This is a genomic window from Paenibacillus aceris, assembly GCF_017874035.1.
In the GTDB taxonomy this organism is placed as follows: Bacteria; Bacillota; Bacilli; order Paenibacillales; family NBRC-103111; genus Paenibacillus_E; species Paenibacillus_E aceris.
The window spans coordinates 133,256-141,758 of record NZ_JAGGKV010000020.1; the positions used below are offsets into that span (position 1 = coordinate 133,256).

General features: G+C 50.8%; 8 protein-coding genes. 5 read left to right on the forward strand and 3 right to left on the reverse strand.

Annotated features, from left to right (window positions below):
• Window positions 1-7: 7 nt before the first annotated feature.
• Together J2Z65_RS27330 and J2Z65_RS27335 are read right to left on the reverse strand one after the other, a co-directional pair.
• Window positions 8-703: a response regulator transcription factor gene (locus J2Z65_RS27330; RefSeq protein WP_167066042.1), complete on the reverse strand. Its 696-nt coding sequence runs from the start codon at window positions 701-703 to the stop codon at window positions 8-10.
• Entirely contained in the window at window positions 672-2,921 is a 2,250-nt protein-coding gene (locus tag J2Z65_RS27335) for a sensor histidine kinase (RefSeq protein WP_167066045.1), read from the reverse strand. Before J2Z65_RS27335 ends, J2Z65_RS27330 begins: the two co-directional genes overlap by 32 nt.
• Window positions 2,922-3,177: 256 nt before the next feature.
• Between J2Z65_RS27335 and J2Z65_RS27340 the strand changes: the two genes are divergently transcribed.
• Together J2Z65_RS27340 and J2Z65_RS27345 are read left to right on the forward strand one after the other, a co-directional pair.
• Entirely contained in the window at window positions 3,178-4,017 is an 840-nt protein-coding gene (locus J2Z65_RS27340) for an SDR family oxidoreductase (protein ID WP_167066048.1), read from the forward strand.
• A 146-nt stretch (window positions 4,018-4,163) separates the two neighbouring features.
• Window positions 4,164-4,505 carry a YrdB family protein gene (locus J2Z65_RS27345; protein WP_240159981.1) on the forward strand — a complete coding sequence of 114 codons (342 nt, stop codon included), beginning with the start codon at window positions 4,164-4,166 and terminating at the stop codon, window positions 4,503-4,505.
• Window positions 4,506-4,578: 73 nt separating this feature from the next.
• On the opposite strand, the gene J2Z65_RS27350 is transcribed toward J2Z65_RS27345, so the two are convergent.
• Complete coding sequence (locus J2Z65_RS27350) at window positions 4,579-4,875, reverse strand: Rieske (2Fe-2S) protein (protein ID WP_167066051.1); 297 nt, start codon at window positions 4,873-4,875, stop codon at window positions 4,579-4,581.
• A gap of 184 nt (window positions 4,876-5,059) precedes the next feature.
• Here J2Z65_RS27350 and J2Z65_RS27355 point away from each other — a divergent pair, with 184 nt between their 5' ends.
• From J2Z65_RS27355 to J2Z65_RS27365, 3 genes are all read left to right on the forward strand, one after another.
• Window positions 5,060-5,845 carry a hypothetical protein gene (locus J2Z65_RS27355; protein ID WP_167066054.1) on the forward strand — a complete coding sequence of 262 codons (786 nt, stop codon included), beginning with the start codon at window positions 5,060-5,062 and terminating at the stop codon, window positions 5,843-5,845.
• A gap of 121 nt (window positions 5,846-5,966) precedes the next feature.
• On the forward strand, window positions 5,967-6,662 hold the full coding sequence (locus J2Z65_RS27360) for a response regulator transcription factor (protein WP_167066057.1): 696 nt from the start codon (window positions 5,967-5,969) through the stop codon (window positions 6,660-6,662).
• Window positions 6,659-8,269, forward strand: a complete 1,611-nt coding sequence (locus J2Z65_RS27365; RefSeq protein ID WP_167066060.1) for a HAMP domain-containing sensor histidine kinase — start codon at window positions 6,659-6,661, stop codon at window positions 8,267-8,269. Before J2Z65_RS27360 ends, J2Z65_RS27365 begins: the two co-directional genes overlap by 4 nt.
• The last annotated feature ends 234 nt before the right edge of the window (window positions 8,270-8,503 follow it).

Here is an 8,503-nt window from a genome sequence, read left to right on the forward strand (position 1 = left end):
TTTACGTTCACTCATGCTTCGCCATATAACCCACTCCTGGGTAGGTTACAATGAGCTCAACGCCTTCGGCAGCGCTCTTAATCTTCTGCCGGATGCGGGCGATGGTGACGCGCAGGTACTCGACTTCATCGCGGTACTCGCTTCCCCAGACTTCGCTGAGCAGCTGCTCATGGGTCATGACCTTCCCAGCATGCTGCAAAAGCAGCGCAAACAAATTGTACTCGGTCTCTGTGAACTTGACCTCGGTATCGCCCAGCCAGATGCGGCGCTGGGCGAGATTGGCCGTCACCGGACCGAGCGTGATTTCGCTCGTGGTAACGGGTGGCGCCATGCGGCCATCCATGCGGCGCAGCACAGCATTCACCCGGGCAAAAAGCTCATCCAAGGAGAACGGCTTCGTCAAATAGTCGTCCGCCCCGAGGTTGAGCCCCTGCACTTTATCGGCTCCATTGCTCCTGGCGGTCAGCATAATGACTGGCACGCTGGAGTAGGAGCGCAGCCTCTTTAAGACATCGAATCCGTCCATGCCCGGCATCATCAGATCAAGCAAAATGAGGTCCGGATCAAACTCTTCCGCCTTGTCCAACGCTTCTGCCCCGCTCTGGCAGGTCAAGGTTTCAAAATCCAAGGATTTGAGATTCGCGGCGACGAAACGCACGATTTTCGGCTCATCATCGACGATCATGATTTTTTTCTTGTTCATTGCTATTACCCTCCCCTAAGAACCTTGGTATGGAGAGGGTAAACGTGCTTCCCTCACCGAGCTTGCTTTCCACATGCACCTCTCCGCCGTGCGCTTGCATAATGCCTTTGCAAATCGCCAGCCCCAGCCCCGTACCCCCTGTTTGACGGCTCGATGAAACATCTACCCGGTAGAACCGGTCGAATAATTTGTCCACATGTTCTGCAGCGATACCGATGCCATTGTCCTGCACATCCAATTTCACATAACGCTCGTCGGCGTGAGCCGTAATCCGGATTACCGGATGCTGCGTATTATAACGGACAGCATTCGTGAACAAGTTCACGAGCACTTGCTCCATCCGCAGCTTATCGGCATAAATCAGCGGCGTATCCTCCGCCACGTGTACCTCGAATTGCGTATGTGCGTCGTTCGCCTGCTGCGGAAGTCTGCGCATAGCGCTTTCGACAACGGCTTCCACGCGAAGCGGCTGCGGGTTGATCCTCATGGCGCCGGAATCGATTTTGGAAATATCGAGCCAATCGTCAATTAAATCCTGGATGCGCCCGATATCTTCGTGAATCCCCTCAAGCAGCTCCTGCTTAAAGCTTTCTTCCCACTGCGCATCGACGCGAAGGAGCGTTTCGACGCTGCCTCGAATGCTGGTGATAGGCGTTTTGAACTCATGGGAGGCGAGTGAGATCAGATCATTTTTCAATGCGTCGATTTCATGCTCCTTTGTCATATCACGCCACACATAGCCGCGGCCAAAAACCCGCCCTTCTCTCGCTACCTGGAAAGCCGATACCATCATAAAGCGCTCCTTGCCTTGACCGTTTTTCACGGTGAATGCGCCCTGCACCCTCGGCCCCGCGGTCAACTTCTCCAGCTCATCCTGCCGTTCAGGCAGCAGCAGCGCGATGTGATCAAATAAGGCGGATTCCTGCATAATAGCCAATTCAGACATCGGAATAGCAAAAATTTCAGCCATCCGATGATTGGCATAGACAACATGATGGTCCATATCGATCAAGACAACAGCGTCGGACATGCTCTCCAGCACCGCGTTCAAAGTCGCATGCTCGTCCTGCAGCCGTTGGGTTCTCTCCTCCACGCGATCCTCAAGCTCGCTATTGAGCTGAAGCAGCGCGCCTTGATTCTCTTTGATTTGCTCGGCCATCGTGAAGAAATGATCCGCCAACAATTGCAGCTCCAGCGGCGCCCCCTTCGGAACGACCTTGCTGCCCGGCTCTACGAAGGTACCTCCTGCCAGACGCTGCGTGTAACCGACTAGGGCATGAATGGTGCCATTCAACCTTTTGGCCAGGAAACTACCGAGCAGCACGGTCAAAATGAGCGTCATCACTAACAGCAAAATCGTAATGCTGAGTGATTCGGTGAAAGCTGCATTGACCGCTGCTTTGGACTTGCTCACCCAAACAATCCAATCGATTTCCGGAATGGCTTTGTAGGTAATCAGCTCTTTTTGAGCGGAGTGGCTTAGGGTGTAGGTCCCTTCGCCCTGCCGCTGGGTCCGCGCGTCTACGACGACAGGCTCCTTCGATAAATCCGTCAACGTTTCGGTCAACGTGCCATTCGGATGATAGATGGGCTTGCCCGCATGATCCAGCACGACAGGATACGCTTCTTTTCCGTAATCGTATTTCGTCACGAGCTCCTTGATTGGCGCAAGCTCCAAGACGGCGAGCACGAAGCCATCCCGCTGTTTATTCGCTTTGTAGATTGGTACTGCAATAGCAACAGCAGGCTGATTCTGCCCCTCTTGTCCGCGAAAAAGCGACGAGATGATGGTGTTTGAAGCGGCTTGCACCCGCTTGGTGTAATCCCGGTCCTTCACATCTGTGCCTATCAGCGAGTCGTTCGCTGTCGTATGCGTGGCTTTGATTAAGCCATTTTGATCAACAACATAAATGCCTGTGAAGCCCGCCAAATTTTGCTGCAGCGATTGCAGCTTTAACCTCAAACTCTCGCGAGTCCGAAAGGCCGCATCCGAGGCTGTAATTGTGGCCGCCAGCGTTTCAACGGCATTGCGGTGATAGTACATATAATCCTGCACGGCATCGCCAAGCCGGTAAGTCGTCATCTGTTGATTCCGATTGGACTCCTGCGTAATATGCGTAATTTGGGAAACCTGAAAGGAACCGAGAATCAGGATCGGAATCATCGCCATAATAGCAAAGGTGACCGTCAAATGTGATCGCATCGAATAATGCTTCAAAAGCGTTCCTCCGCTCTTCGTTGATCCTTTTATTTTATCACTTGCAAAAATGTAATGAAAATGAAATGTGATTTTCATCTGCTTTTAATGAACTAGGCTTATAATAAGTATCAACCCCCCTTTAAAATATATAGACTTAGACCCTCGGCCCGTTGCTGTGGGTCTCTTTTTTGCCCTTCGGCGAGCTTGGATCGCTGGTCTCTCCTTGCTATAATGATTAAACAGTTTACGACATTAACATTTGGAGTGATTAAATATGAGTAAAATTATCGCGATTACCGGTGCCTCCTCCGGCATCGGATTGGCTACTGCTTTGAAATTTGCAGAACTCGGTTGGACGGTTTACGCTGGAACACGAAACGTGGAGCGTGATCAGAAGCAGCATGCCCACCATGCAAATCTTCATTTTATCGAAATGGAAGTTACTAGCCCTGAATCGCTCGAGAAGGCTTTTGCTGCCATCGATAAGAACTACGGACGCCTCGACGTTTTGTTCTGTAATGCCGGCTTTGGATTTTTAAGAGCTTTAGGGCAAGCAACGATGGAAGAAATTCATGGCGTTTTTGATACGAATGTGTATGGGGTTATGCATACGATCCGTGCCGGACTGCCGCTTTTGCGCAAGTCAGATGCCGGGCATTTAGTAGCGACAACTAGTGTAGGAGGCTTAGTCGGGCAGCCCTTCAATGAAATCTATTGCGCAGCAAAATTCGCCGTAGAGGGCCTGTTAGAAAGCTTAGCCACCTACTACAAGCCGACGTTTAATATCGATGTCACGCTGCTTGAACCCGGAGCGATTGCAACTAATTTTAACCAAACTGTCCTTGGGCATGTACAAAAAACCGGAGGCATCCTGGAGGATGAATATAAACCGATCATCACCCAGTACTTAGACAATTTCGCCAAGCGGAATAATGTCCCCCAAACATCGGAGTCCGTAGCTGAGGTTATGGTGAAGCTTATGGAGATGGATCCCAAACCGCTCCGCATTCGGACGTCGGAAGCCGCGGAAGCTTTTGTGCAATATAAAGTAAGTCAGGATCCTACCGGTTTGGACGGTATGCTGAATACGCGCAAGCTACACTTGAATTTGTAAAATGAAGCAGGACCCGCCCAAATCCAATCATGGATGGAAGGCAGGTCCTTTTATCGTTCATTGGTCAATATTCCTCTTGCATAAACTAATTTCATTATCTAATATACTTTTATAATTAGTTAATTTGGACGGAGGGATCTAACCTTATGATGAATGTTCTGCAAGCCGCCAACTTGGGTTTACGGTTTCTTTTGGAGCTCTGTCTCCTCGCTTCCCTAAGCTACTGGGGTTTCCACGGTGATAAAAGCATGCTGCTCAAAATAGTTCTTGGCCTTGGCACGCCGCTCATTGCCGCGATCATTTGGGGCTTGTTCCTGTCACCGAAGGCTTCCGTTCCCATCACTCAGCCCTTCCCTTTTATCCTTGAGCTCGTCGTTTTCGCCACTGCTATCATCGCCCTTTATTCTGCTGGCAAGCCTTCTCTTGCTATTGCGTTTACGTTGGTTTATATCGTTAATCGCACGCTTATCTACTTTTGGCAGCAATAAGATGAGCCTCCGATACGAAAAAAAGACTCGCCTCCATCCATACGCCGGATACAGGCAGGTCCTTTTTCTTTTTTTACAAGCGAGCAAAAAGCTGACCTTCTTTGACGACAACGTCATAGGCGGTTAGGCTCTTGGTCGGCACGTTCAGGCATGCCCCTGAGTGAAGATCAAACGTCCAGCCGTGCATCGAGCACACGAATTCCCCTTTTTCAGCCTCCACGATAGCGCCGGCATGCGGACACCTGCCTGAAACAAGTCGGTATGTTTCCTGATCCTCCGCTTGGATTAACCAATACAAGTTCTTTTCATGAACAATTTCTGCGGGCAGCTTGGTGAAGCTTTCCTCAGGCCCGAGCAGAACTTCTTTCATGTAGACACCCCCTACTCATTTCTGTTCCAGCATCCAGTTTACTACATTTTCGTCATTTCATTTAACTCCCTTACACATAATTTCCCACAATGTTGCGATAGGATGTCCATAATCTTGCGGTACAGTTAAGTTGTAAGGGAGAGACACTCACCTTCACAACCCAAATTGAGAGGAGTTTTCTACTATGAAAACACAATGGAAACGTCGCGCAAGTCAAGCTAGTCTGCTAGCTTTTATGGTAACAATGGCCTTTGGAGCAGTCGGAAGCGCATCCGCGGCTGACACTGCTTCTACAGAGATTAAACCAAGCATCACTGTAACATCGGCATTGCCAGTAATGGCAACCAGTGCGGTTCAACTGCGCACAAGCTCAGGTCTGCTGATGCAGCCCACTCATGAGCGTAACTACTTGAAACTGCTTGTCACTACATATGCACCCGAGAGCTTGACCGAATGGAAGCAAGCATTAGAGGATCGGAAACAAGCTGAGAGTGATATGCCGAAGCCTACTTTTGCCAAGAAAATTGCGATAAAAGGGGCTGCCACTGCTCTGCCAACCTCACCGGACGCTTCCGAAAATAAAATGTTCAAACTTGAGCCTGCGCAGCCTGTTCCAGCTTCGCCTGATGGCAAAGCCGCTCAATTAGTTCCAAGCAAACAATTAACGACAATGACCATTATCAAAGATAGCGCGGAAGCTGGAACCGCCATCCAAGCACTTCCACTTGAGGGAGCAATCGCTGGTGATATAATGAAAGCAGAGCCGTCGTCAGAAGTTTTCAAACGCCAGCAAAAGCTTGCCGAAGCCGTTGAAGCTGACGACGCAGCCGCTATTCAAAGCTTGCTGCCTGAGCTGCTTGTAGATTACAAAAAGGAAACGGAATCACTGCGCACGATAGCGAAAACAATGAAAGAACACGCGGCCAAAGCCACAGAAGAAAAAGCAGATGATAAAGAAGAATCCAACTAATTGATATAGATACTAATTGATAGAGATAAAAGACAGCTGCACTTTCCGGTGGACCGAACGCACATTCTGCGATCGGCTCCACCTTTTCCCGATCGTAGAGCAGAAAGAAGGAGAAAAATTCATGTATCGCATTTATTTAGTGGAAGACGAAGAGCATCTTAGAGGCGTGCTAGCCGCCTATTTGGAGAAAGAGGGGTGGCAAGTGCGTTCGTTCGCTGACGGGACCTCAGCAAGATCCGCCATATCCGAGCGGCCGGACTTGTGGGTCCTCGATATCATGCTTCCGGGCGTGGACGGTTATCAATTAATGCGCGAAATTAAAGCGGATCAGCCGGCGCAGCCCGTTATTTTCATATCGGCGCGGGATGCGGATATTGACCGGATCATTGGCCTTGAGCTGGGGAGCGATGACTACTTGGCCAAGCCTTTTCTGCCTCGTGAGCTCGTCATTCGCACGCGCAAGCTGCTGGAACGGGTATACGCCGGGCATTCCTCCGGCATGATGCCAGCAATGCTGGAGCGCCGACCGAGGCTGAATGTAGCACCGTATTGGATTGATGAGCAAGCCCGTACTGTTACAGATAAGGATGGGAGCAAAGTGGATCTTACCTCCAAGGAGTTTGAGCTGCTGCTTTACTTAGTGAGCCATCACGGGCAAGTGTTGGAGCGTGAACAAGTGCTCCGGGCTGTCTGGGGGATCGATTACTTCGGAACAGACCGGGTTGTTGATGATTTGGTACGAAGACTTCGCCGCAAGCTGCCGGAGCTGCGTTTAGAAACCGTATATGGATACGGATATAGGATGGTGAAAGCATGACGCTACGATTAGGACAATGGCCGCTTGCCGTGAAGCTTTGGGGCGCATTCGCGGCTTTAACGCTGCTCATTTTTACACTGCTTGCCGTTCTGCTGCCTTGGACGCTGAAGGGATTTTTCACCGAGCAGCTGTACGATATTTTGCTTGATACTCAGAGCGGACTTCGCATGGAAGCAACTACATTGACGGCACCATCCCTTACCTTGACAACAAAGATTGGTACCGCGTTAAAGACAGATATCATGGCAGATTTAAAGACGGATGTAACTAAGATAACCCCTGCCGATAAGTCAGCACTCGATGTCTCTAAAATAGATCCAGTACCAGGAGAGGCAAGTGCTCAGGTCAGCAGTGCCATACCCATTATTCCCTTGGAAGCTCCAACGGCAACCCGGATGATGTCTCCGCTCACAACTCTAAGCGCTCCGGCTATTCGGCATTTTACGATCGTCGGAACCCAAGAGGCACAGACGCTTAACAAAGCCTTCACAAGCGGCGAACCCTTCATGCAAGCCATGGAGCAGGACGCATTCGCCCAAAAGCTGCCCGTTGCCAAATACACGACCAGCATTGATAACAAGAGTATCTTCTACGTAATTCGCAAAGAAGTCGTTCAAGGCCAGCCTAGCTTCATCGTATCCTATGCCTGGGGAAATTACCGTAACGACCTGGTCATGACCATGTTCGGCAGACTGATGCTGATGATGGTCGGCCTCATCGTGATCTCATGGCTGCCATGTCTGGTGATCGCCCGCTACTTCACTCGTCCGCTTGTGCAGATGGAACGCCACGTCGGGCGCATGGCCGAACGCGATTGGCATGAACCGGTCGAGACTGGACGCAAGGACGAAGTCGGACGTCTGGCCAAAGCGATAGAATCGATGCGTCAGCGTCTTGTGCGCCAGGACCGGGCGCAGCAATTTTTCCTGCAGCACACATCTCACGAGCTGAAAACCCCGGTTATGGTTATTCGCAGCTATGCGCAGTCCATCCTTGACGGTGTTTTCCCGAAAGGAACTTTAAACGAAAGCTTAGGTGTAATTTTGAAGGAAGGCGAACGCCTTGAAAAACGGATTCGCGACCTGCTGCTGCTAAACAAGCTGAATTATGTCACTGCGAGAGAGAAGCCATTCCGCTCTTTTGAGGTGCAAGAGGTCGTCGAAGATGTGGTTGAACGGCTGCGCTATCGCCGGCCTGAAATCAAGTGGGAGATAGAGCTCGCCCCCGCCACCTTACATGGCGATCCTGACCAATGGAAGATTGCGTTGGAAAATATGCTCGACAACCAGCTCCGCTATGCCAAAAGCAGCATTCGAATTATCGCCACATCGGCATCCGGTGACAAGGGTGCGCATGCTGGGACCGGTTTCTCGCAGCTTCAGGTCAGCAACGATGGTCCGCCCTTGGATCAGGCCATCGCGGACAGCCTCTTCGAGCCCTTCCGCTCCGGCGGCGACGGCCAATTCGGGCTCGGGCTTGCCATCGTGAAGCAAATTATGGATCATCACGGCATGAAGGTGCATGCCGCGAACGAACGGGACGGAGTTTCTTTCTATATTGAGCGTGGAGAAGCGCACAAGGACGATAAGGCGCCGAAGGTTTCTTGAGGATGGGACGCTTGCGGCTTGCGGGCTTGCGGGTTCGGGGTTCGGGGTTCGGGGTTCGGGGTTCGAGAAGTTGGAGGCTTGCGGGATTTAGGGGAACTACAGTCCCCTATTCCGCTTGAAATCGACACTCTGCACTTTGAACGGTTTGACCCCCTAATTCCGGAGAGTTACCAGTGTAAGAAACAGTAACCTTAGAATTACGTTAATTTGCGTTTGTTTCCGCTCGTTTCCTCC